Here is a 22,902-nt window from a genome sequence, read left to right as displayed (position 1 = left end):
GCCCCGTCCCGTCGACTGCGGTACGCGTCCGTAACTTGACACTGGTGAATGTGACAGTTGTTAGAGGCGGCGTCAATAGGCGGGATCAAGGCCTGTGGACGACGCTCCGTGAGCGATTGTGGATAACTCTCAGGCAGGGGATCCCTTAAGGCCCCGTAATACTCGAGGCTGACGCCAAGACGGCTCTGTGGTCTGACGACCGGCGTGGCCCGCATCACTACGGTCGAAGACGTGACTGTGATCGCGACCGAAAGCCTGAGCAAGCGGTTCCCCCGGGTGACCGCGCTCGACCGGCTGTCCGTGGACATCGGACCCGGTGTGACCGGACTCGTCGGAGCCAACGGCGCCGGCAAGTCCACGCTCATCAAGATCCTGCTGGGTCTGTCCCCCGCGACGGAGGGCCGCGCCGAGGTGCTCGGCCTCGACGTCGCCACCAAGGGCGCCGCCATCCGCGAGCGCGTGGGCTACATGCCGGAGCACGACTGCCTGCCGCCCGACGTCTCGGCCACCGAGTTCGTCGTGCACATGGCGCGCATGTCCGGCCTGCCCCCCACCGCCGCGCGCGAGCGCACCGCGGACACCCTGCGCCATGTCGGTCTGTACGAGGAGCGCTACCGTCCCATCGGCGGCTACTCGACCGGCATGAAACAGCGGGTGAAGCTCGCCCAGGCCCTGGTGCACGACCCGCAGCTGGTCTTCCTGGACGAGCCGACCAACGGCCTCGACCCGGTCGGCCGCGACGAGATGCTCGGCCTGATCCGCCGCATCCACACCGACTTCGGCATCTCGGTCCTGGTCACCTCCCACCTGCTGGGCGAACTGGAGCGCACCTGCGACCACGTCGTCGTCGTGGACGGCGGCAAGCTGCTGCGCTCCAGCTCCACCACCGATTTCACCCAGACCACGACCACTCTCGCGATCGAGGTCACCGACAGCGACGACCACCCGGACGGCACCGGCACGGTGCGCGAGGCGCTCCACGCGCGCGGGGTGACCGTCGAGGCCGGCAGCGGCCTGCCGGGTGCCGGCCACATCCTGCTGCTGACCGCACAGGGCGAGGAGACGTACGACCTGGTGCGCGACGTCGTCGCCGACCTGGGCCTCGGCCTGGTGCGCATGGAGCAGCGACGGCACCACATCGCGGAGGTCTTCACGAGCGAGGAAGAGCAGCGGAAGGAGGCGGTCGGCCATGGCAGTTGAGCAGCCCATGCGGACACCTGTCGCACCGCAGGGTGACCAGACCCGCATCCACAACATCGGCTACCGCAACTACGACGGCTCCCGTCTTGGTCGTTCCTACGCCACCCGTTCGCTCTACTCGCAGTCGCTGCGCGGCGCCTACGGCCTCGGTCGCTCGATCAAGTCCAAGGTGCTGCCGATGCTGCTGTTCGTGGTGATGTGCGTGCCGGCAGCCATCATGGTCGCCGTCGCGGTCGCCACGAAGGCGAAGGACCTGCCCGTCGACTACACGCGCTACGCGATCATCATGCAGGCCGTCATCAGCCTGTACGTCGCCTCGCAGGCTCCCCAGTCCGTCTCGCGCGACCTTCGCTTCAAGACCGTGCCGCTGTACTTCTCGCGGCCGATCGAGACCGCCGACTACGTGCGCGCGAAGTACGCGGCGCTGGCCTCCGCGCTGTTCATCCTCACCGGTGCCCCGCTGATCGTGCTCTACGTCGGCGCGCTGCTGGCGAAGCTCGACTTCGCCCACCAGACCGAGGGATTCGCCCAGGGACTCGTCTCCGTGACACTGCTCTCGCTGCTCTTCGCCGGGATCGGCCTGGTCATCGCCTCGGTCACCCCCCGGCGCGGCTTCGGCATCGCGGCCGTCATCGCCGTCATGACGATCTCCTACGGCGCGGTCTCCACGCTCCAGGCCATCGCCGAGAACCAGAACAGCACGAACGCCATCCCCTGGATCGGCCTCTTCTCGCCCGTCACGCTGATCGACGGACTCCAGTCCGCGTTCCTCGGCGCGACCTCGGCGTTCCCCGGCGGGATCGGTCCCACGAAGGGCGAGGGCGTGGTCTACGTGCTCGTCGTCCTCGGCCTCGTCGCCGCGAGCTACGGCCTCCTCGTGCGCCGCTACAAGAAGGTGGGCCTGTGACCACGCTCAGCATCGACCACGTCTCCCGCTGGTTCGGCAACGTGGTCGCCGTCAACGACATCACCATGACCATCGGCCCCGGCGTCACGGGCCTGCTCGGCCCCAACGGCGCGGGGAAGTCCACGCTCATCAACATGATGGGCGGCTTCCTGGCCCCCTCCACCGGCTCGGTGACCCTGGACGGGCAGCCGGTGTGGCGCAACGAGTCGATCTACCAGCACATCGGCATCGTCCCCGAGCGCGAGGCGATGTACGACTTCCTCACCGGCCGCGAATTCGTCGTCGCCAACGCCGAGTTGCACGGCCTGGGCGCGAAGGCGGCCCAGAAGGCCCTCGCGACGGTCGAGATGGAGTACGCGCAGGACCGCAAGATCGCGACGTACTCCAAGGGCATGCGCCAGCGCGTGAAGATGGCGTCCGCGCTGGTCCACGACCCCTCCCTGCTGCTGCTCGACGAGCCCTTCAACGGCATGGACCCGCGCCAGCGCATGCAGCTCATGGAGCTGCTGCGGCGCATGGGCGACGAGGGCCGCACGGTGCTGTTCTCGTCCCACATCCTCGAAGAGGTCGAGCAGCTCGCCTGGCACATCGAGGTCGTCGTCGCCGGGCGGCACGCGGCCAGCGGCGACTTCCGCAAGATCCGCCGCCTGATGACCGACCGCCCGCACCGCTACCTGGTGCGCTCCAGCGACGACCGCGCCCTCGCGGCCGCGCTGATCGCCGACCCGTCGACCTCCGGCATCGAGGTCGACCACGCCGAGGGAGCGCTGCGCATCCAGGCCGTCGACTTCGGCCGCTTCACGGCCCTGCTGCCCCGGGTCGCCCGCGACCACGGCATCCGGCTGCTCACGGTCTCGCCGTCCGACGAGTCCCTCGAGTCCGTCTTCTCGTACCTGGTCGCGGCGTAGGAGGCCGAAGATGTACGACCCCACAGTCGCCCGGCTCACCTACCGAGCCCTGCTCGGCCGCCGCCGGGCCCTCATCCTGGGCGCCCTGCCCCTCTTGCTGATCGTGATCTCCGTGGTCGTCCGCGGCCTCGCCGGCGCCGACGACCAGACGGCCGCCGACCTGCTCGGCGGGCTCGGGCTCGCCACGATGGTGCCGATCATCGGCGTCATCGCGGGCACGGGCGCGATCGGCCCGGAGATCGACGACGGCTCCGTCGTCTACCTGCTGTCCAAGCCGTTGAAGCGCCCGACGATCATCTTCACCAAGCTGATCGTGGCGATCGCCGTGACGATGGTGTTCTCGGCCCTGCCGACGCTCATCGCGGGCTTCATCCTCAACGGCAACGGTCAGCAGATCGCCGTCGCCTACACGGTGGCCGCACTGGTCGCGTCGATCGCTTATGCGGCGATGTTCCTGCTGCTCGGCACGGTGTCCCGGCACGCGGTGGTCTTCGGGCTCGTCTACGCCCTCGTCTGGGAGGCCCTGTTCGGCTCCCTGGTGTCCGGCGCGCGCACCCTCAGCGTCCAGCAGTGGTCGCTCGCCGTGGCCCACAAGGTGGCCGGCGGGGACCTGGTGACCTCGGACGTCGGACTGCCCACGGCGACGGTGCTGCTGGTCGTGGTCACCGTGCTCGCCACCTGGTACGCCGGCCAGAAGCTGCGGACGCTGACCCTCGCCGGTGAGGAGTGACGGGCCCCGGTCCTGACGCGGGCTTCACCTCGGTCCGGGCACACTGGGCAAACCGGATGTACGGCTAGGAGGCCGCAGATGGCAGAGGAGACGCCGCAGCACGACGCCCTCGGGCGGGCCGACGGCGACGTCTGGGACGAGCTGGTCCTGGACGAGAGCTTCGTACGGGCCGCCGGAACCTCCGAGCCGTCCGCCCGGGCCCGGATGCTCGCCGCCCGCTGGCGTGCCGAGGAGCCGGAGCCGCAGCCGTGGCGGTCCGACGAGCCACCGGCGGGCTGGTTCTTCAGCAAGGCGCGTCGGCGCAGGTGGCGGCGCCGGCTGGACGGTCGCTGACAGGACGGTCCGCGGTTAATTCAGTGGCGCCCAACTCGGCGGCGGGGCACAGTGGTTGTGCCCCTTCCGCCGGGAGTGTCCCGGCGTCACGATCTGGGAGTGGAGGTGGGCGATGTCCATGCACGGCAGTACGCCCAGCTCCCGACAGGGCAGTCCGAGGCCGGCTCCGGAGTAGCCATTACCTCTCCGTGAAGCCACGGGTACTGCCCGGGGCGGCCGCTTCGAGCACGCGATATCGCTCTCGCGTGGGCCGCCCACCCGGAGGATTGGCCGAGTGGTAAGGCACCGGCTTGCTAAGCCGTGGTCGGGGGCGACCCCGCGCACGTTCGATCCGTGCATCCTCCGCAAGACGTTGCCACTTCGTCCTGGCCGTCAGGGCCTGGGGCCCGTCAGATCGATACCCGGCGCTGCAGGCCGTGCCCACCCTCCCCCACTCTCGGCTTCGCTCGAGCGGGGGGACCCCCATCGCCCTGCGGAACGACTGCCCACGGCGGTGGCGATACGTGGCCGACCCCGGGGGCAGCAGTAGCGGCAGGCACAGCAGTGCGCGGCCGATCCTGGGCGCAGCGGTAGTGGCAGGCGCAGCAGTGCGCGGCTGTCCACGGGGGGCAACGGTAGTGGTGCGCGGCTGTCCACGGGGGGCAGCGGTAGTGGTGCGTGGCTGTCCACGGGCAGCGGTGGCCGGTCGTGGTACGTGGCTTTTCGCGGCGCCGGCAGTGGATGGCTGCCCACGGCGGTCACAGCGCCCTGAAGGGGCGCGGGGAACTGCGCGAGCAACCACGGCGGACCCGCACCCGGGATGGACCGTTCGCCCGAGCGGCGCAGGTCCTGCACCGAGCCGCACCGGGGACGAGCACGCGGCCGAGCGGCGCCGCCCCTACGGCAGGAGGCGTTCCAGGGCCACCGCGACGCCGTCCTCCTCGTTCGAGGCGGTCACCTCGTCCGCCACCGCCCGCAGTTCCTCGTGGGCGTTGGCCATGGCCACCCCGCGGGCGGCCCAGGCGAACATCGCGATGTCGTTCGGCATGTCGCCGAAGGCGATCGTGTCGGCCGCCTTCAGGCCCAGGCGGCGGCCCGCGAGGGACAGGCCCGTGGCCTTGGACAGGCCGAGCGGCAGCAGCTCCACTATGCCCTCGCCCGCCAAGGCGACGGTGACGAAGCCCCCGGCCGCCCGGCGGGCCGCCTCCACCAGCTCGTCGTCGCCCAGCGTCGGGTGCTGGATGTAGATCTTGTTCAGCGGGGCGGCCCAGAGGTCGGACGCGTCCGTGAGGGGGATCGCGGGGAGCGTGCCGGTGACCGCGTACCCCGGCCCGACCAGCACCTCGCCGTCCAGGCCGTCGCGGCTCGCCGCGAGGTGCAGCGGCCCCACCTCGGCCTCGATCTTGGCCAGGGCGACGCCCGCCAGCTGCCGGTCCAGGGTCACGGACGTCAGCAGGCGGTGCTGCCCGGCGTCGTACACCTGTGCCCCCTGGCCGCAGACGGCGAGACCCTCGTAGCCGAGGTCGTCGAGGATGTGCCGGGTCCAGGGGACCGCGCGGCCGGTGACGACGATGTGCGCGGCGCCCGCCGCGGTGGCCGCGGCGAGCGCCTCACGGGTGCGCTGCGAGACCGACTCGTCGGAGCGCAGGAGCGTTCCGTCGAGGTCGGTGGCGATGAGGCGGAAGGGGAATCCGGCGCTCACTTGGCGACCGGCTCCAGGACCTCCCGGCCGCCGAGGTACGGGCGCAGCACCTTGGGCACGTACACGGAGCCGTCGGCCTGCTGGTGGTTCTCCAGGATCGCCACGATCGTGCGCGGTACGGCGCACAGGGTGCCGTTGAGCGTGGCCAGCGGGCGGACCTGCTTGCCCTCCCGGACACGGATCGACAGACGGCGGGACTGGAACTCGGTGCAGTCCGAGGTCGAGGTCAGCTCGCGGTACTTGCCCTGGGTCGGGACCCAGGCCTCGCAGTCGTACTTGCGCGAGGCAGAGGCGCCGAGGTCGGCGGAGGCGACGTCGATGACGCGGAACGGCAGCTCCAGCGAGGTCAGCCACTGCTTCTCCCACTCCAGCAGGCGCTTGTGCTCCTCCTGCGAGTCCTCGGGAGTGACGTACGAGAACATCTCGACCTTGTCGAACTGGTGCACGCGGAAGATGCCTCGCGTGTCCTTGCCGTGCGAGCCGGCCTCGCGGCGGAAGCACGGGGAGAAGCCCGCGTAGCGCAGCGGCAGCTTGTCGGCGTCGATGATCTCGTCCATGTGGTACGCCGCCAGCGGGACCTCGGACGTGCCGACCAGGTAGAGGTCGTCCTTGTCGAGGTGGTAGACGTCCTGGGCGGCCTGGCCGAGGAAGCCGGTGCCGGCCATGGACTGCGGGCGGACCAGCGCAGGGGTGAGCATCGGCGTGAAGCCGGCCGCGGTGGCCTGGGCGATCGCCGCGTTCACCAGGGCCAGCTCCAGCAGGGCGCCGACGCCGGTGAGGAAGTAGAAACGGGAGCCGGAGACCTTGGCGCCGCGCTCGACGTCGATGGCGCCGAGGAGCTGGCCCAGCTCCAGGTGGTCCTTGGGCTCGAAGCCCTCGGCACCGAAGTCCCGGATGGTGCCGTGCGTCTCCAGCGTGACGAAGTCCTCCTCGCCGCCGACGGGCACGTCGGGGTGGACGAGGTTGCCGAGCCGCTGGAGCAGCTCCTGGGTCTCCGTATCGGCGGCGTCGCGCTCGGCGTCGGCGGTCTTGACGTCAGCCTTCAGCTGCTCGGCGCGCTTGAGGAGCTCGGCCTTCTCGTCACCGCTGGCCTTGGGGATCAGCTTGCCGAGCTGCTTCTGCTCGGCGCGCAGTTCGTCGAAGCGGACGCCGGAGGACCTGCGCCGCTCGTCGGCAGACAGGAGGGAGTCGACGAGCGCGACGTCCTCTCCACGGGCGCGCTGGGACGCGCGCACACGGTCGGGGTCCTCACGGAGCAGGCGAAGGTCAATCACGTGGCCAAGGCTACCGGTGCGAGCTCGCAGGCCACGACTCACTATTGCGGCTCATGCCTTACGTGCCGTTATGGGGTAATTGCGCAGAGTGTCGGTGTCGGTCAATAAAACCCGTCTCATTCCCTGGAACGTAGCAGCAGGTGAACGGTGGGTTGACTGGATTCCCTTGTGGAGAACGGCACTTGGGGGCGCCGTTGTCCACAGGAATCCACACCCCGGGGAAAGTTATCCACAGGCTGTGCGGAAAGTCTGTGGACTTCGGAATGGATCACTCCGGAACTGTCGGCCGGACTGAAGAATTCCCCGTCCAAACAGCGACGACACCCACTTTCGGGTGGAATGAGGTCGCTCCAAAAGATGAATCAAAGGAAACGAGTGGACGAAGGGTGACTTGCGGGACGGCAGCCCCAACAAGGACTTCCAGGGCGATTTGTCGACTGGGTCGCCCGCCTCTGTCGACTTGTCCCCAGGTCGAGAAGCGGACCTGTGGATAACTTCTGTGGATAACGAAGATATGCAGGTAGGACTGGCTCGGAGCAGTCTACGACCTGGCTAGAACCGGCCGTCCTGGCAGCGCGCCACCCAGTCGGCCGCCGCCACGAACTCCTCGTCCGAGGTCCCCGTCAGGGTGGGCCGGGCCTCGCCCGGCTGGATGTCGGCGCGCGGATAGGACCCGAGGAAGCGCACCTGGAGACAGATCCGCTTCAGCCCCATCAGTGTCTCGGCCACCCGCCGGTCGGAGATATGGCCCTCGGCGTCGATGCAGAAGCAGTAGTTGCCGATGCCCGCGCCGGTCGGCCGGGACTGCAGCAGCATGAGGTTGATGCCCCGGGTGGCGAACTCGCCGAGCAGATCGCGCAGGGCGCCGGGGTGGTCGTCCCGCTGCCACAGCACCACCGAGGTCTTGTCGGCGCCGGTCGGCGCGGCGGGCCGGGCGGGGCGCCCGACCAGCACGAACCGGGTCTGTGCGTTCTCCGCGTCGTGGATCCCGGTCTCCAGGGCCCGAAGGCCGTACCGGGCGGCGGCGAACTCGCCCGCGAAAGCGGCGTCGTACTGGCCCTCCTGGACCAGCCGAGCGGCGTCGGCATTCGAGGCGGCCGACTCCCAGTGGGCGTCAGGGAGGTTCTTCTTCAGCCAGTTGCGGACCTGCGGCTGGGCGGCCGGATGCGCGGAGACCGTCTTGACGTCGGACAGCTCGGTGCCCGGCCGGACCAGCAGCGCGAAGGTGATCGACAGCAGCACCTCGCGGTAGATCATCAGCGGCGCGCCCGCGACCAGCTCGTCCAGGGTGGTGGTGATGCCACCCTCGACGGAGTTCTCGATGGGCACGAAGGCGGCTTCGGCCTCGCCGTTGCGTACCGCGTCCAGCGCGGACTGCACCGACACGTAGGGGATCAGCTCCCGGGTGGCCGCCTCGGGAAGCGTGCGCAGGGCGACTTCGGTGAAGGTGCCTTCGGGACCGAGATACGCATAGCTCGCTGGCATGTCCCTCACCCTAATGGCCGCGATGACGCGCGTCGCTCGCGTCTCACGGACGCCACCCGACCGGGTGGTTTCAAACGCGGAATCACCCTTCCAGCAGCCGCTGGCCCACGTACTCTCCCGTGGCCGCGCCGCCGGGCACCGCGAACAGCCCGCTCGACTCGTGCCGGATGTACTTCGACAGCGCGTCCCCGCGGTCGAGCTTGCGCTGCACGGGGACGAAGCCGCGCAGCGGGTCCGCCTGCCAGCAGACGAACAGCAGACCGGCGTCCGGCGTCCCGGCCGCGTCGATGCCGTCGTGGTAGGAGAACGGGCGCCGCAGCATGGCCGCGCCGCCGTTCCGGTCGGGCCGGGTGATCCGGGCGTGCGCATTGACCGGTACGACGTACTCGCCCTTGGCGTCGGCCTTCTCCAGGTCCATCGGGGTCGTCTCGGAGCCTCCGGACAATGGCGCCCCGTCGGCCTTGCGGCGCCCGATGACTGCTTCCTGGGCCGTCAGCGACAGCTTCTCCCAGTCGTCCAGCAGCATGCGGATGCGGCGTACGACGGCGTACGAGCCGTTCGCCATCCACGCGGGGCCGCCCGAGGCGGGCACGAAGATCCGCTGGTCGAAGTCGGTGTCGGCCGGCTTCGGATTGCGGGTGCCGTCCAGCTGTCCCATGAGATTGCGGGCCGTCATCGGGTGGGCGGTGGCACCCGGGGCGCGGTTGAAACCGTTCATCTGCCAGCGGACGCGGGCCGCGCCGCCCGCGTCCTTCTGGATCGCGCGCAGGGCGTGGAAGGCGACCAGGGCGTCGTCGGCGCCGATCTGGACCCACAGGTCGCCGTCGCTGCGGGTCTTGTCGAGGTGGTCGGAGGAGAAGTCGGGCAGCGGATCGAGGGCGCCCGGCCGCTGCTTCTCCAGGCCGGTCCTCCCGAAGAAGCTGTGGCCGAACCCGAAGGTGATCGTCAGCGAGGACGGGCCCGCGTCCCGGGCCACGTCGGTGTCGTCGTGCGGGGCGGCCTCGCCCGCCATCAGCCGCTCGGCCGTCGACGACCAGCGGCGCAGCAGGGCTGCCGCCTCCTTGCGGCCCGCGCCCGCCGCCAGGTCGAAGGCGACCAGGTGGCCGCGGGCCTGCAGACCCTCGGTGATGCCGGGCTGATGTTTCCCGTGAAACATCGCCCGGGCGGAGCCCACCGAGGTCAGCGGGGTGGCCCGGGCGGGTGCCGACGCGTAGCCCACGGCCCCGCCGGCCGCGCCGAGTACGAGCCCGGTGGCGCCGGCGGTTCCGAGCAGCGCACGCCGGGAGACGCCCCGGACACTGCCGGAAGCGGGCTCCCGCACCGGGGAGTCGGACGTCCGGGCCTGGGGGATGGACTGGTCGGGCATGGTGGGGTTCAGCCGATCTGCGCGTTCTTGGAGACGGTCGTCTGGTCGATGTCGGAGGTCCGCACGGTCACGGCGATCTTCCAGTCGCCGGCCATGGGGATCTGCACGCTGCTCGCCGACCAGTGGCCGGTGGTGATGTGGTCGGGGGTCACGGGAAGCGGTCCGATCTTCTTCTCCGTGAGGGTGAAGGCGACCTTCACCTCGGGGACGTCGAAGGCGCGTCCGTTGGGCCGCTGCACGTAGACGTGCATCTCGTTGCCGCCCACGCGCGCGGGGTCGAGGTCGATCCGGACGAGGCCCTTGCCGTCGGTGCCGCCGGTGTCGAAGGGCATGTCCAGGGTCAGCGCGCCGGACGAGGACGACGAGGCCGAGGAGGAGCTGGCGGACGAGGAGGTCGCGGCTCTGGCCTCCTGCTCGGTGCGGCCCGGCTCGGTCTGGGTCAGCCAGGTGGTCACGGCGAGCAGCACGAGCGCGACGCCCGCCTCGGCGAGCACCGAGCGGCGCAGGCCGAAGCGGTTCGGGTCGGCGTCCCGCAGCTGCTTCTGCCGGGCGGCGTCCACCGCGGCCCGCTGCCGGGCGAGCTGGGCGGCCCGCTTGCCGTCACCGGAGGCGGGCCCCTTGGCGGCGCCGGCGTCCTTGGCGGCCTTCGCCGCGGAGACGTGCTCCTTCTCGCGCTGCTTCGCCTTCTTGGTGTCGGCGGCCGTGTTCGTGATGTCCACGAGTCGTCCGGTCCAGCGCCGGGAGATCCACGCGATGCCCACCAGTAGTGCCACCAGCCCGATCTTGACCAGCAGCAGCCTGCCGTACTCGGTCCCGGTGAACGCCGACCAGGAGCCGAGCTGGCGCCAGGACTGGTAGGTGCCGGTGGCGACCAGGGCGAGGACGGAGCCGAACGCGATGCGGGAGAACCGCTGGACGGCGGCGGCCTCGATCGGAGCGTTCGCGGGTGCCCGGTACAGAGCGACGAGCAGGGCGGTGAGGCCGCCCAGCCAGGTGGCGACGGCCAGCAGATGGACCACGTCGACGGGCATGGCGATGCCCGGCTGGAGCCCGGTGGAGGCGTGCTCGGCCATGGCCCAGCTCGCCGCGAGGCCCGCGGCCACGACCACTCCGCCGATCGAGAGCCCGAAGGTCAGATCGCTCTTCTCCTCGGCCTCCTCGCGCCGGTTGTAGGCGCCGAAGAGGACGGCGATGAACAGCGCGGCGGCGGCGAGCAGCAGCAGCCGGGAGACCAGCGCGGCGCCGGTCTTGGTCTGCAGCACCTGGCCGAGCAGGTTCAGGTCGAAGATGTCGCCGACCTTGCCCGAACTCGTGTAGGAGCCGCGCAGGAGCAGCAGCCACAGGGTGGCCGCGGTGAGCGCGAGCCAGCCGCCCACCACGAGCCGCTGCATGGCCCGGACGCCGGAGCCGCGCCGCCAGCAGGCCAGCACGAAGGCGGCGCCGCCCGCCAGCACGATGAACCCGCCGTAGGAGACGTACCGTCCGATCGCGTAGAGCCAGCCGACGACGCCGCCGCCCGCCGCGGTGCCGACGCCGGAGACGACGGTCTGCGAGGGTGCCCCGATGGAGAAGGTGTAGGCGCCGGAGACGGGGTGGCTGTCCGCCGAGACGACCTGGTAGGCGACCGTGTAGGTGCCCTTGGCGAGGCCGCTCCTGAGCCGCACGGCGTACGTCGTCCCGCTGACGTTGGCGGGCGAGCCGACCTCGACCTTCTTGCCCTTGGGGTCGAGGACCTGCAGCGAGTCGTCGTTCATCGCCACCTTCTCGGAGAAGGTGAGCGACACCTGGGTCGGCGCCTTGTCGACCACCACCCCCTGGGCGGGGTCGCTGCCGGTGAGCGCGGCGTGCGCGGACGCCGGTCCGGCGCCCGCGAGCAGCGCGCCGGTGACGGCGAGGAGCAGCAGCACCAGGGTCCGCAGGCGGGGGGTGATGGTCCGGGTCAAGGTGGTCCCTCCCTCAGTGTCCGGTCGACGGGTTGTACGTGGCGGACTTCACCGGTATCTCGACGGTGAGGGGCCCGGACTTGGCAAAGGTGAGCTTCAGGGTGACCTTCTGGCCCTGTTCGGGCTTGCGCTTCAGCTTCTCGAACATCAGATGGTTGCCACCGCTTTTGAACACCAGTTGACCATGGGCCGGGACGGCGAAGGAGGTCTTCTCCTCCATGGCCCCGCCGACGGTGCTGTGCATGGTGACCTGCCCGGCTATGTCGCTGCTGACCGAGGTCAGCTCGTCCTTCGCGCCGCTCCTGTTGGCGATGGTCAGGAACCCGGCGGCCATGTCGGCGGAGACCGGCTGGGGCATGTAGGACGCGCTCACGGACAGCTCGGCCCTCGAGGCGTCCGAGGAGCCGGAGGAGCCCGGTGAGCCGGAGGAGCCGGAACCGCAGCCCGCGAGGGCCGTCGCGGCGGCGAGCGCGGTCATGGGCAGGACGGCACGCCGCACGGCACGGCTCGCCCGCCTCACGGCTTGGCTCCCTTCACGAGCTTCGGCAGGTCCTTCGTGTAGTCGTCGACCGTCGCGTCCTCGCCGTACAGGACGTACCCGCCGTCGGTCTTCGGCGAGAAGGCGATGACCTGGGTGCCGTGCACCGAGACGGTCTTGCCGTTCTTGTCCTTCGTCGTCGGCTCGATGGAGATGCCCAGGGAGCGGGCGCCGGCCTGGATGGTGGAGAAGTCGCCGGTCAGACCGATGAACTGCGGATCGATGCCCTTGAGCCACTTGCCCAGTTCGGCGGGGGTGTCGCGGGCGGGGTCGGTGGTGACGAACACGACCCTGAGGTTGTCCTGCTCGGCCTTGGGCAGCGCCTTCTTGGCGACGGCGATGTTGCTCATCGTCGTGGGGCAGATGTCCGGGCAGTGCGTGTAGCCGAAGTAGACCAGGGTCGGGTGGCCCTTGGTCTCGGCGCGCAGGTCGTACTTCTTGCCGTGCGTGTCGGTGAGGACCAGGTCCGGCTTCTCGAACGGCTGGTCGAGGATGGTCGCGGCCTTGCCCGAGTCGGTCTCCTCGGAGACCACGGCTACGGGCGACTTGCCGTCGTTGCCGCTGCCGCAGGCGGAGAGGGTCAGGGTGGCGGCGGCGAGCAGCGTGGCCGCGGCGAACGTCTTCTTGCGCATAGAGAAATGTCCCAGATGTGAGAACTCCGGCGCGCACCGGGGTCGTACGACAGCGTCGCACGACCCCTGGTGTGCGTGCGGAACGGTGGGTCAGGCGGTCCGGCGGCGGCCGGCGAGGACGCCGTAGGCCACACCCGCGGCGCCGACGACGATGCCGACCGCGCCGAGCACGCGCGCGGTGGTGTCGCTGCCGCCCTTCGAATCCTCGGCGGCGGTCGTCTTCCCGGTCTTGCCGTCGCCCTTGTCGGAGGCGTCCTCGGCCGCGGAGCCGCCGTGGTGGTCGCCGGTGGCGGCGGACAACTCCAGCACCGGGGCCGGGTTCTCGGGCTCGCCCTGGCCTTCCTGCGGCACCTCGATCCAGCGCACGACCTCCTTGTCGGAGTACGTCTGGATCGCCTTGAAGACGAGCTGGTCGGTGTTCTCGGGCAGCGCGCCGACGGAGAGCGGGAACTTCTGGAAGTAGCCGGGCTCGATGCCCTTGCCGTCGGCGGTCCAGGTGACCTTGGTGACGGCCTCGTCGATCTTCTCGCCGTGCATCGTCAGGGGCTTGTCCAGCTTGGACTTGGTGACCTGCACGTTCCAGCCCGGGATCGGCTGGGGCATGACCGAGGCCAGCGGGTGGTCGGCCGGGAGGTTCACCTCGAGCTTGGTGGTCGAGGCGTTGTCGCGCTCGTTGGGGACCTTGAAGTCGACGACCGCGTAGCCGCCCTTGGCCGCCGGGGTCTCGGGCTGCACGGTGACGTGCGCGAAGGCGGGGGCGGACAGGGCGAGGACGGCCGAGCCCGCGACGGCGGTGGCGGCGGCGATGCGAGAAGCCTTCATGGCAGGGAGCACTCCACTCCGAGTGAGTTCCGGTGGTGATCAGGAGTACGCGTGCGCGCGGCGGGACCACTGGTGATCCCGCTGGTCGATGTGCGCACGCGCGCGTGCCGCGCGACGGCGGCCCCTCCCGTCCGGTTGTCCGTTTCCGGCTCCGGCGGAGTGCGGTCGCCTCGCGTCAGGCGGCGAGGAGGAACGCGGCGGCGGGCGGGCCGCGCCGGATCACCGTGTGCTGGAGTGCGGTGGCGTGCGGGGCGGGCGCCTCGTCCCGGGCAGTACGACGGCCGCGCGGGCAGGGCTCGGCCGTGGGCAGCAGTCCGGCGCACAGGGCGTGCGCCAGCGCGAGCGCCGCGCGCAGGGATCGTACGAGCGCCCCCTCCGCGACCCCATGCGCCGATAGCTCGATCAGCCGCAGCACGGCCAGATCGCCACGGCGCAGCAGCCAGCCGGCGGCGAGGGCCGCGAGGACGTGCCCGAGCAGCATCGGCAGGGAAGGCAGCAGCGACGCCGGGGAGCCGGTGGCGTCGGCCATGTGGGGCATGGCGGGCATGGTGCCCGCGGTCCGCCCCGAGGAGCCGATGAGGTGCGCGTCGAGCAGCAGCCGGTAGGCGTGCCCGGGGGTGAGCGCCGACGGGCTGGACCCGCACAGGAGCCGTGCGGCCCGCTCGACGAGCGCGCCGCTGCTCTGCGACCCGTCCGCCGGGCCCATCGGCATCGTGGCGGCGGCCCCGTGCTGACCCAGCCCGAACAGCGTGTGCAGCACGGTCTGGCCGAGCGCGAGGAGCGCGGCGATGCCCGGCAGCGAGCGCTGCCGACCCGTGAGCGGTGCCACGAGCAGCAGGGAGCCCAGGAAGCCCGCGCCGAGCGTCCACAGGGGCACGCGCGCGCAGGAGGCCAGGGTGTGCCCGGCCGCGGCCAGCACGACGCAGGCCGCGGCGAACACCGCGGCCCGCAGCATCCGGAGGCCGGCTCCGGGGCGCGTCGTGCGCGGGCGTGGGGCAGTCATGGCGGGCTCATCATCGCACTGGCCCTACCCGAGCCCTGCGGCAGGCCACGCGATTCCGCCACGGCAAGGAAGATCGCCGCTGCCGCCGAAAGATCGCCGTAACGCCTGGAAGATCAGCCTCCGCTCGAAATTCATGCCCTCATACACCGATTCCTCCCGGGGCGCATCGCCTGAATGGGCGGAGTCACGTCAAGGGTGTGCTTACGGTCGCGTTCGGGCGGCAATAGGTATCGGTATGTCGAGCCGCGGCCAGGAGGCTGGAGCATGAGCATCTGGTGGTCACTCCATCTGCGCCGCGAGGCCGCGAGCGTCCCGCTCGCCCGGCGGCTGCTGATCGGCACGATGGAGACGGCGGGCGTCGACCCGGACGTCTCGTTCGACCTGTCCGTCGCGCTCAGCGAGGCCTGCGCGAACGCCGTCGAGCACGGCGGTGGCACCGCGCTCGGAGACTGCTCGGAGGCCTACCGGGTGACCGCGTATCTGGACGGTGAGAAGTGCCGGATCGAGGTGGCCGATGCCGGGCCCGGATTCATCCGGACGCAGGACATCCGGCCCGCCCGTACGGACGCCGAGCACGGCCGCGGGCTCTGTCTGATCAGAGAACTCGCCGACCACGTCCACATCGGTGCCAAACCGGGCCGGGGCGGGACGGTGGTGAGCTTCGACAAGATTCTCAAGTGGAAGAAAGATCCTTCTCTGCTTACGGCATGACGGTCCCCTTGATGAGCCCGCGCGGTTAAAGTGCGCCCATGCTCACCGACCGCAGAACCATCGGAGACGAGGAAATAGCGGGCGGCGTGATCCTGCGCCCGCTCGCATCGGGCGACGCTTTCGCGCTCGCCTCCGCCTATACGGAGAACCGAAAACACCTCGAACCGTGGGAGCCGGTCAGGCCGGATTCCTTCTTCACCGCCGAAGGACAGGCGGAGCGCATCGAGGGGCTGCTGCGGCAGTCCGCCGAAGGTGGCGTGGTGCCGTGGGTGTTCGAGGCTCCGGACGGACGAATCGTGGGGGCGATCACCCTGTCCGGGATTTCCCACGGCCCTTTCTGCAGTTCCTACCTCGGCTACTGGGTCGCCGCCGACCAGCAGAACAGGGGGCTGGCCAGCGCCGCGGTGCAGCAGGTCTGCCGTATCGCCCGGGACCGGTTGGGACTGCACCGGATCGAGGCGTCGACGCTGACCGAGAACACCGGTTCACAGCGGGTTCTTCAGAAATCCGGTTTCGAACCGATCGGGCTTGCCCCGAATTATCTGCACATCAACGGGAAGTGGCGGGACTGTCGGCTCTTCCAGCGGGTACTGCACGACCACGCCCCGGTGATGTGAGCCCGCCTTTCCCGCCTTCCTCTTTGCAGCTTCGGCCGCACAACGCTTTGCCGGGTCATGCCCCTCGGACCGAAGCCGCGTTCCGTGTTTCCCCGCCATGCCGGTAAACACGGAAAACAGCTCGACCACTGAGCGCCGGGCCCCGCGGGTCTGCTCGCGGGGACTCCGCTCCCGGACACGTTGCCGCTCAGCCCACCGGCGCCGGCTTCGGCTCCGCCGCCGGTTCCCACGCCGGCTTCTGCTCCCGCACCGCCTTCGCCTTCGGCTCGGTGACCGTCTGCCGCGGGCGGCCGGCGGCCCGGCGTGCCGCCGGCCCCATCGCGCAGGCCGCCAGCGGCATCAGCGCGCCCAGCAGGAGCCAGCCCGGTGTGCCCCAGCCGAGCAGCAGCGAGGTCACCACCAGCGGCCCGAGCGTGCGGGCCACCGTCACGCCCGTGCCGAAGAAGCCCTGGTACTCGCCCATCCGGTCGGCGGGGGCCAGGTCGAAGGACAACTGCCACGAGCCCGCCGACTGCTGCATCTCCGCGACGACCTGCAGCAGCGCGCCGGCCACCAGGAGCAGAGCTGCGGGCCACGCGGACCGGCCCGCCGACAGTGCGAACACGGCGCAGGACGCGAGCATCACGACCCCGGACCGGCGCAGCACGCGTACGGCCGTCGAGAGGCCGGTGACGGCCCGGGCCGCCCGCACCTGGAACAGCATGACGACCCCGGTGTTGAGGACGAACAGTGCGGAGGCCAGCCAGGCCGGCGCCTCCGTCCGCTCCGTGATCCACAGCGGCAGGGCGAGGCTGAGCAGCGGCATCCGCAGCAGGAGCACGGCGTTGAGCAGCGCGACGAGCGCGTACGGCCGGTCGCGCAGCACGGCGAACCGCTGCTCGCGCCGCTCGTCGGCGGCCGGACGCTCGCGCCCTTCCACGACGGCCGGACGCTCGCGCTGCTCCTCGACGGCCGCTGCGGGTTCGACCGCGGGTGCCACCGCCGGCAGCCGCAGCAGGATCAGGGCACACACCAGGAAGCACACCGCGTCCAGCGCGAACACCGCCCGGTACGCCGCCGCCGTCCCGGCGTTCAGCGCGAGCCCGCCTGCCGCGGCGCCGATCGCGAGTCCCCCGTTCAGCGTCGACTGCAGGCGCGCCAGCATGCCGGTCCGCTCCCCGGCCGGCACCAGCCCCGCCAGCAGCGCCTGGCGGGCGGCTGCCAGACCCGACTGCGCGCAGGCGTAGGCACAGGCGGCGAGGACGAACGGCACGAACCCCCGCACCAGGAGGAACGAGCCGACCGCCGACCCGGTTCCCAGCGCCAGCAGCACGGCCGTTCCGCGCGCACCGCGCCGGTCCGCGAGCCTCCCGAGCACCACCCCGACCAGCGAGCCCACCGCCCAGGCGAGCGTCAGTCCGAGGCCGACGCGCGCGGTGTCGAGACCGGCGACGCGCGTGAAGTACAGCGCCGAGGTGACGTAGAAGGCGCCGTCGCCAACGGAGTTGGCGAGCTGGGCGAGGGCCAGGAAGCGCTGCGGGCGAGTCTTCATACCGTTGACGGTAGGGGCCCGGTGGACCCTGGAGCAGACCCAATCGGACGCTGCTTCAGTGGCCCATTTTCAGGCGCCCAACACCTTGGCCAGCACTTCCAGCGCCTCCGGGTACGCCCGCTCCCGCGGGGTGCCGTAGCCGACGACCAGGCCCTGCGGCCGGCCCTCGCCGGGCGTGCTCCAGTGGTCGCCGAGCGCGCCGAGCGCCAGCCCCTCCGCCTCGGCGCGGGCCAGGGCGTCGGCCTCGTCGGGCACGTCGATCAGCGCGTGCAGCCCGGCCGCGATGCCGCGTACGCGCTGCCGCGCCCCGAGCCGGTCCAGCAACTGGTCCCGGCGGCGCCGGTACCGCAGCCGGCACGCGCGTACGTGCCGGTCGTAGGCGTGACTGTCGATCAGCTCGGCGAGCGCCAGCTGGCCGATGGTCTCGGTGTGGTGGTCGCTGTGCAGCTTGGCGTCGGCGACCGCGTCGACCAGGTGCGGCGGCAGCACCATCCAGCCGAGCCGCAGCGCCGGGCCGAGCGTCTTGGAGGCGGTGCCCAGGTACGCCACCTGGCCCGGCGCCATGCCCTGCAGTGCGCCGACGGGCTGGCGGTCGTAGCGGAACTCGCCGTCGTAGTCGTCCTCGACGATGAGCCCGCCGCCCGCGCGTGCCCAGTCGGTGAGCGCGCGCCGCCGCTCGGGGTGCAGGGTGACGCCGGTCGGGTACTGGTGGGCCGGGGTGACCACCACGGCGGCCGCCTCGCCCAGCTCCCCGGCACGGACCCCGCGCTCGTCCACCCGCACCGGCAGCACGGTCCCGCCGTTGCGCCGCACCACCTCCCGGTGGAAGGGCAGCCCGGGGTCCTCCATGGCGAGCGGGGCGCCCTCCAGCACGCGTGTGAGGAGCGCGAGCCCCTGGACGTACCCGGAGGTGATCACGATCCGCTCCGGCGGCGCGAGCACCCCGCGCGCCCGCCCCAGGTACCCCGAGAGCGCGGTGCGCAGTTCGATGCGGCCGCGCGGGTCGCCGTAGTCGTACGCCAGGGAGGGCGCCGTCGCTATGGCGCGGCGCAGGGCGCGCAGCCAGGCCGCCGCGGGGAACGCGCCCACGTCGGGGCTGCCGGGCCGCAGGTCGAAACGCGGTGCACGCGTGCGTGCGTGAGCCTGCGGCGCCTCGGAGCCGACGGAGGGCAGCGGGGCGACCCGGGTGCCCGAGCCCTGCCGTGCCATCAGGTATCCCTCGGCGACCAGCTGGTCGTAGGCGGCCTTGGCCGTTCCCCGCGAGATGCCGAGTTCGGCGGCGAGCCGCCGGGTGGCCGGCAGCCGGGTGCCGGGCGCGAGCCGCCCGTCCCGCACGGCGCCCCGGAGCGCGCGCTCCAGCCCGACCCGGCGGCCGTCCGCCGCGTCGGGTTCGAGATGCAGGTCGACGCCGATTGCGGACCAGAAGTCGTTCACGTTCCCCCCACGTGAGACCCGCGCCCCCCACGGGGCAGCGTTCGACATGCGGCTCGGACGCGCGGGCGCGACCGGCCACGACGTACGTACACACGAAATGGCCGGGTACCCACCGGTACCCGGCCATTCAGTGTGACGTCAGCCCTTCAAAGATGCCATCCATTCCTCGACCGCGTCCGACTGCCGGGGCAGCCCGGCGCTCAGGTTCCGGTTGCCGTCCTCCGTGACGAGGATGTCGTCCTCGATGCGGACGCCGATGCCCCGGTACTCCTCGGGCACCGTCAGGTCGTCGGCCTGGAAGTACAGGCCCGGCTCGACGGTGAGCACCATGCCGGGCTCCAGCGTGCCGTCCACGTACGTCTCGGTGCGCGCGGCCGCGCAGTCGTGGACGTCCATGCCGAGCATGTGGCCGGTGCCGTGCAGGGTCCAGCGGCGCTGCAGGCCCAGCTCCAGGACCCGCTCGACCGGGCCCTCGACCAGGCCCCACTCGACGATCTTCTCGGTGAGCACCCGCTGGGCGGCGTCGTGGAAGTCGCGGTACTTGGCGCCCGGCCTGACGGCCGCGATACCGGCCTCCTGGGCCTCGTACACGGCGTCGTAGATCTTCTTCTGGATGTCGCTGTAGGTACCGTTGACGGGCAGCGTGCGCGTGACGTCCGCGGTGTACAGCGTGTGCGTCTCCACGCCCGCGTCGAGCAGGAGCAGATCGCCGGAGCGGACCGGGCCGTCGTTGCGCACCCAGTGCAGCGTGCAGGCGTGCGGGCCGGCCGCGCAGATGGAGCCGTAGCCGATGTCGTTGCCCTCCACGCGCGCGCGGAGGAAGAACGTGCCCTCGATGTAGCGCTCGCTGGTGGCCTCGGCCTTGTCGAGGACCTTCACGACGTCCTCGAAGCCGCGCACGGTGGAGTCGACGGCCTTCTGCAGCTCGCCGATCTCGAACTCGTCCTTGACCAGCCGCATCTCGGAGAGGCAGACGCGCAGCTCATCGTCGCGCTCGGCGGTGACCTTGTCGGTCAGGGCCGCCTCGATGCCGGCGTCGTAGCCGCGCACCACGCGGACCGGGCCGGTGGCCTCGCGCAGCCGGTCGGCCAGCTCGCGCACGTCCGATGCCGGGATGCCGTAGAGCGCCTCGGACTCGGTGAGGGAGTGGCGGCGGCCCACCCACAGTTCGCCCTGGCCGGAGAGCCAGAACTCGCCGTTCTCGCGGTCGGAGCGGGGCAGGAGGTAGATCGTCTCCTGGTGACCCTCGGTGGTCGGCTCCAGCACGAGGACGCCGTCCTCGGTCTGGTTGCCGGTGAGGTAGGCGTACTCGACGGAGGCGCGGAAGGCGTACTCCGTGTCGTTCGAGCGGGTCTTCAGGTTGCCCGCGGGGATGACGAGGCGCTCGCCGGGGAAGCGCGCGGAGAGTGCGGCGCGGCGGCGGGCGGTCTCGGCGGCCTGCGCGATCGGCTCCAGGCCACGCAGTTCCGTGTCGGCCCAGCCGGACTTCATGTTCTCGGCCAGCTCGTCGGAGACGCCCGGGTACAGGCCGTTCTTCCGCTGCTTGATGGGCTCCTCGGACTCGGCCTCCGGGCCGGCCGCGGTGGCGGCGGCATCGGAAAGAGCCGGGTTGAGCTCGTCGGACACGTGATCCTCCTCGGTACGGCAGGTGATCTCCCCCACGGCCCGCGACGCTCACGCTTGTGGCCGAGCGGGGGGACCTCCATCATCGTACGGTCGCACCGGGAGCGGTCCCGGGCCGGAAGACCTGTTATGGCCGCCCATGCCAGGCGGTGTGAGAGCGCTCTCACACGCTCTCAGTCGAAGCGGGCCGCCAGCAGCACCACGTCCTCCTCGCTGTCGGCCGCGTCCAGTCCGTCCGGCAGCACGGTGTGCAGTACGTGGTCGGCGACGGCACCGGGATCGTGACGCAGCGTGCGCGGGATGCTCGCGGCGGCCGCGTGCAGGCGGGCGAAGGCACGGTCCATCGGGTCGCCGGTACGGTGCAGCAGCCCGTCGGTGTAGAGCAGGACGGTCTCTCCCGCCTCCGCCTGGATCTCCACGCTGGGCGCCTCCCAGCAGGCGAGCATGCCGAGCGGCGCGGAGACGGAGGTCTCGGCGAACTCGGTGCGCCGCTCGCCGATCAGCAGCGGTGGACTGTGCCCGGCGCCGGCCAGGGTGACCTTGCGCAGGGCGGGTTCGCAGTAGGCGAACAGGGCGGTGGCCGAGCGGGCGGGCTCGGTCAGCCGCAGCAGCAGCTCCAGGTCGGACAGGACGGCGACCGGGTCCTCGCCCTCCATCACGGCGTAGGCCCGCAGGGAGGCGCGCAGCCGGCCCATGGCGGCCACCGCGCTGGGGCCGGAACCGGTGACCGAGCCGACCGAGAGGCCGAGGGCGGCGTCGGGCAGCGGCAGCGCGTCGTACCAGTCGCCGCCACCGCGCGGGCCGGTGCGGTGCCGGGCGGCGAGCTGGACGCCGGCCACGCGGGGCAGCCGGGAGGGGAGCAGTTCCTCGGCGATCGTCGCCACGCACGCGCGCGTGCGCTCGACCTCCAGCAGCCGTGCGAGGTGCTCGGCGGCGTGGCGGACGTACAGGCCGACGAGGTGGCGGCGGCGCTCCTCCGGTTCGGCGGGCTCGTCGTACAGCCACACGACGGCGCCGAGGCGGCCGGCGGACTCGGTGGACAGGGGGAGGGCGTAGCTGGCGGCGTAACCGAGGCGGGCGGCCACCTCGCGATGGCGGGGGTCGAGGCCGTCCTCGGCGAACAGGTCGGCGTGCACGATCTCGGCGCCCGCGCCGGTGTCGAGGAGGGCGCCGTGGAGCGAGCCGCGCGGCACGGTCTCGATGTGGCCGAGGTCGGCGCGGCCGAGGCCGAGGCCGATGGTGGTGCAGGGGCCGAGTCCGTCGCCGGGTTCCAGGACGACCAGGCCGCGACGGGCGCCGACGAGGGCGGATCCGGCGCGCAGCAGCTCCTGGAGGGCGGGTTCGAGGGCGTCCGTGCGGGACAGGCGTTCGGTGAGTTCGTGCAGGGTCGTGAGGTCCGAGACCCAGCCGGCCAGCCGGTCCTGGAGGAGGGTGCCGGGGGCGGGGCCGGTGGGGGCGGGCAGGGCGGGAGCGGCGTCCGGGGACGGGCCGGCGTCCGGGGTGGGGGGTGCGGGCGCGACAGTGTGTGCAGGCGTGGGGAGTGCCGGATCGATTCCAGCCACTTTCGGAGGGTGGGGGGCGTTCATGGCGTCCGGCCTTCAGACCGGTGCGTATTGCTCAGAAGCATCGCAAACCCCCATGTCATTCTGCGCCGCTAGCAGTGTCTCCACATGTACACGCACTCGTAAGGGGATGTCCAGCATTGTCCTGCAGGGTTTCCTGGTGTCCATGGGTCTGATGTGGGTTTCTTCCGAAACCCTTGCCTTACTGTCAAGTTGGCTTAAAACTGCCTCAGGTATCGGTTCATTGCGGTCGACTGGCCTTGCTCCACGGAGCGTCACAGCGGTCGTGATGGGTACGTACTCGGAGAAGGCCAGGGGTGGTTGGGGACCACCCGGAACCTGGCGACGGACCCGGGCGTCATAGCCACCGACGACCGAGCCCCATCCTCCCGTGGCGGAGGCGGAGAGAAATACGCGCGACGGCAAAACGCCATACTTCGCCACCCCCACGCCGCAGCCGTGCTTTTGATGGACGCACCATGGACGCGGACGCGGTCAACGCTCGACCCCCTGGGGTTCCCTCTGTCATGCGCAGGGGTGTGATGCGCCAACAGGTACGCACAGTGAAGTGATCGACACATGGTGTGATGTGGTCCACGGTG

Annotated in this window: 20 protein-coding genes and 1 tRNA gene; 8 read left to right on the top strand and 13 right to left on the bottom strand. The window is 71.3% G+C overall.

Annotated elements, in window-relative coordinates; genetic code table 11:
• Positions 1–237 precede the first annotated feature (237 nt).
• From AB0H32_RS07125 to AB0H32_RS07100, 6 genes are all read left to right on the top strand, one after another.
• Positions 238–1,200 carry an ABC transporter ATP-binding protein gene (locus AB0H32_RS07125; protein WP_361115655.1) on the top strand — a complete coding sequence of 321 codons (963 nt, stop codon included), beginning with the start codon at positions 238–240 and terminating at the stop codon, positions 1,198–1,200.
• Entirely contained in the window at positions 1,190–2,107 is a 918-nt protein-coding gene (locus AB0H32_RS07120) for an ABC transporter permease (protein ID WP_361115530.1), read from the top strand. The genes AB0H32_RS07125 and AB0H32_RS07120 overlap by 11 nt, the downstream gene beginning before the upstream one ends.
• Positions 2,104–3,015, top strand: coding sequence for an ABC transporter ATP-binding protein (locus tag AB0H32_RS07115; RefSeq protein WP_361115527.1), 912 nt, complete (start codon positions 2,104–2,106; stop codon positions 3,013–3,015). Before AB0H32_RS07120 ends, AB0H32_RS07115 begins: the two co-directional genes overlap by 4 nt.
• Before the next feature lie 10 nt (positions 3,016–3,025).
• Complete coding sequence (locus AB0H32_RS07110; RefSeq protein WP_361115524.1) at positions 3,026–3,745, top strand: ABC transporter permease; 720 nt, start codon at positions 3,026–3,028, stop codon at positions 3,743–3,745.
• A gap of 78 nt (positions 3,746–3,823) precedes the next feature.
• Complete coding sequence (locus AB0H32_RS07105; protein WP_361115521.1) at positions 3,824–4,078, top strand: hypothetical protein; 255 nt, start codon at positions 3,824–3,826, stop codon at positions 4,076–4,078.
• A gap of 260 nt (positions 4,079–4,338) precedes the next feature.
• Positions 4,339–4,423 (top strand) — tRNA-Ser (locus tag AB0H32_RS07100).
• 532 nt (positions 4,424–4,955) lie between these two features.
• Here the strand turns inward: AB0H32_RS07100 and AB0H32_RS07095 are convergent.
• From AB0H32_RS07095 to AB0H32_RS07055, 9 genes are all read right to left on the bottom strand, one after another.
• Positions 4,956–5,759 carry an HAD-IIB family hydrolase gene (locus tag AB0H32_RS07095; RefSeq protein ID WP_361115518.1) on the bottom strand — a complete coding sequence of 268 codons (804 nt, stop codon included), beginning with the start codon at positions 5,757–5,759 and terminating at the stop codon, positions 4,956–4,958.
• On the bottom strand, positions 5,756–7,033 hold the full coding sequence (gene serS, locus AB0H32_RS07090; protein WP_361115515.1) for a serine--tRNA ligase: 1,278 nt from the start codon (positions 7,031–7,033) through the stop codon (positions 5,756–5,758). Before serS ends, AB0H32_RS07095 begins: the two co-directional genes overlap by 4 nt.
• A 552-nt stretch (positions 7,034–7,585) precedes the next feature.
• Positions 7,586–8,518: a prephenate dehydratase gene (gene pheA, locus AB0H32_RS07085; RefSeq protein WP_361115512.1), complete on the bottom strand. Its 933-nt coding sequence runs from the start codon at positions 8,516–8,518 to the stop codon at positions 7,586–7,588.
• A gap of 82 nt (positions 8,519–8,600) precedes the next feature.
• A complete protein-coding gene (efeB, locus tag AB0H32_RS07080; protein ID WP_361115510.1) occupies positions 8,601–9,884 on the bottom strand; it encodes an iron uptake transporter deferrochelatase/peroxidase subunit in 1,284 nt (427 codons plus the stop codon).
• An 8-nt stretch (positions 9,885–9,892) separates the two neighbouring features.
• Entirely contained in the window at positions 9,893–11,827 is a 1,935-nt protein-coding gene (locus tag AB0H32_RS07075; protein WP_361115507.1) for a copper resistance protein CopC, read from the bottom strand.
• Between the two features lie 13 nt (positions 11,828–11,840).
• Positions 11,841–12,305: a copper chaperone PCu(A)C gene (locus AB0H32_RS07070; protein ID WP_361115652.1), complete on the bottom strand. Its 465-nt coding sequence runs from the start codon at positions 12,303–12,305 to the stop codon at positions 11,841–11,843.
• Positions 12,306–12,343: 38 nt separating this feature from the next.
• Entirely contained in the window at positions 12,344–12,997 is a 654-nt protein-coding gene (locus AB0H32_RS07065) for an SCO family protein (RefSeq protein WP_361115504.1), read from the bottom strand.
• A gap of 90 nt (positions 12,998–13,087) precedes the next feature.
• Positions 13,088–13,819: a YcnI family protein gene (locus AB0H32_RS07060; RefSeq protein WP_361115501.1), complete on the bottom strand. Its 732-nt coding sequence runs from the start codon at positions 13,817–13,819 to the stop codon at positions 13,088–13,090.
• A gap of 175 nt (positions 13,820–13,994) precedes the next feature.
• Positions 13,995–14,822 carry a hypothetical protein gene (locus tag AB0H32_RS07055; protein WP_361115498.1) on the bottom strand — a complete coding sequence of 276 codons (828 nt, stop codon included), beginning with the start codon at positions 14,820–14,822 and terminating at the stop codon, positions 13,995–13,997.
• Between the two features lie 264 nt (positions 14,823–15,086).
• On the opposite strand from AB0H32_RS07055, the gene AB0H32_RS07050 reads away from it, so the two are divergent.
• Both AB0H32_RS07050 and AB0H32_RS07045 read left to right on the top strand, forming a co-directional pair.
• Positions 15,087–15,533: an ATP-binding protein gene (locus tag AB0H32_RS07050; protein WP_361115496.1), complete on the top strand. Its 447-nt coding sequence runs from the start codon at positions 15,087–15,089 to the stop codon at positions 15,531–15,533.
• A gap of 38 nt (positions 15,534–15,571) precedes the next feature.
• Positions 15,572–16,150, top strand: a complete 579-nt coding sequence (locus AB0H32_RS07045) for a GNAT family protein (protein ID WP_361115493.1) — start codon at positions 15,572–15,574, stop codon at positions 16,148–16,150.
• A gap of 187 nt (positions 16,151–16,337) precedes the next feature.
• Here the strand turns inward: AB0H32_RS07045 and AB0H32_RS07040 are convergent, their stop codons facing one another.
• The 4 genes from AB0H32_RS07040 to AB0H32_RS07025 all read right to left on the bottom strand — a co-directional run bounded on the left by AB0H32_RS07040 (position 16,338) and on the right by AB0H32_RS07025 (position 22,324).
• Complete coding sequence (locus AB0H32_RS07040; RefSeq protein ID WP_361115490.1) at positions 16,338–17,681, bottom strand: MFS transporter; 1,344 nt, start codon at positions 17,679–17,681, stop codon at positions 16,338–16,340.
• 69 nt (positions 17,682–17,750) lie between these two features.
• Positions 17,751–19,115: a PLP-dependent aminotransferase family protein gene (locus tag AB0H32_RS07035; protein ID WP_361115487.1), complete on the bottom strand. Its 1,365-nt coding sequence runs from the start codon at positions 19,113–19,115 to the stop codon at positions 17,751–17,753.
• A gap of 138 nt (positions 19,116–19,253) precedes the next feature.
• Entirely contained in the window at positions 19,254–20,741 is a 1,488-nt protein-coding gene (locus AB0H32_RS07030; RefSeq protein ID WP_361115484.1) for an aminopeptidase P family protein, read from the bottom strand.
• A 170-nt stretch (positions 20,742–20,911) separates the two neighbouring features.
• Positions 20,912–22,324 (bottom strand): PP2C family protein-serine/threonine phosphatase, encoded by a 1,413-nt coding sequence (locus AB0H32_RS07025; RefSeq protein ID WP_361115481.1) that lies wholly within the window; start codon positions 22,322–22,324, stop codon positions 20,912–20,914.
• Positions 22,325–22,902 lie beyond the last annotated feature (578 nt).

Origin of the sequence: Streptomyces sp. NPDC020362 (assembly GCF_040642095.1) — a bacterium.
In the GTDB taxonomy this organism is placed as follows: Bacteria; Actinomycetota; Actinomycetes; order Streptomycetales; family Streptomycetaceae; genus Streptomyces.
Note: the sequence above shows the minus strand (reverse complement) of the source record. Positions and strands in the feature narration are given on the sequence as shown.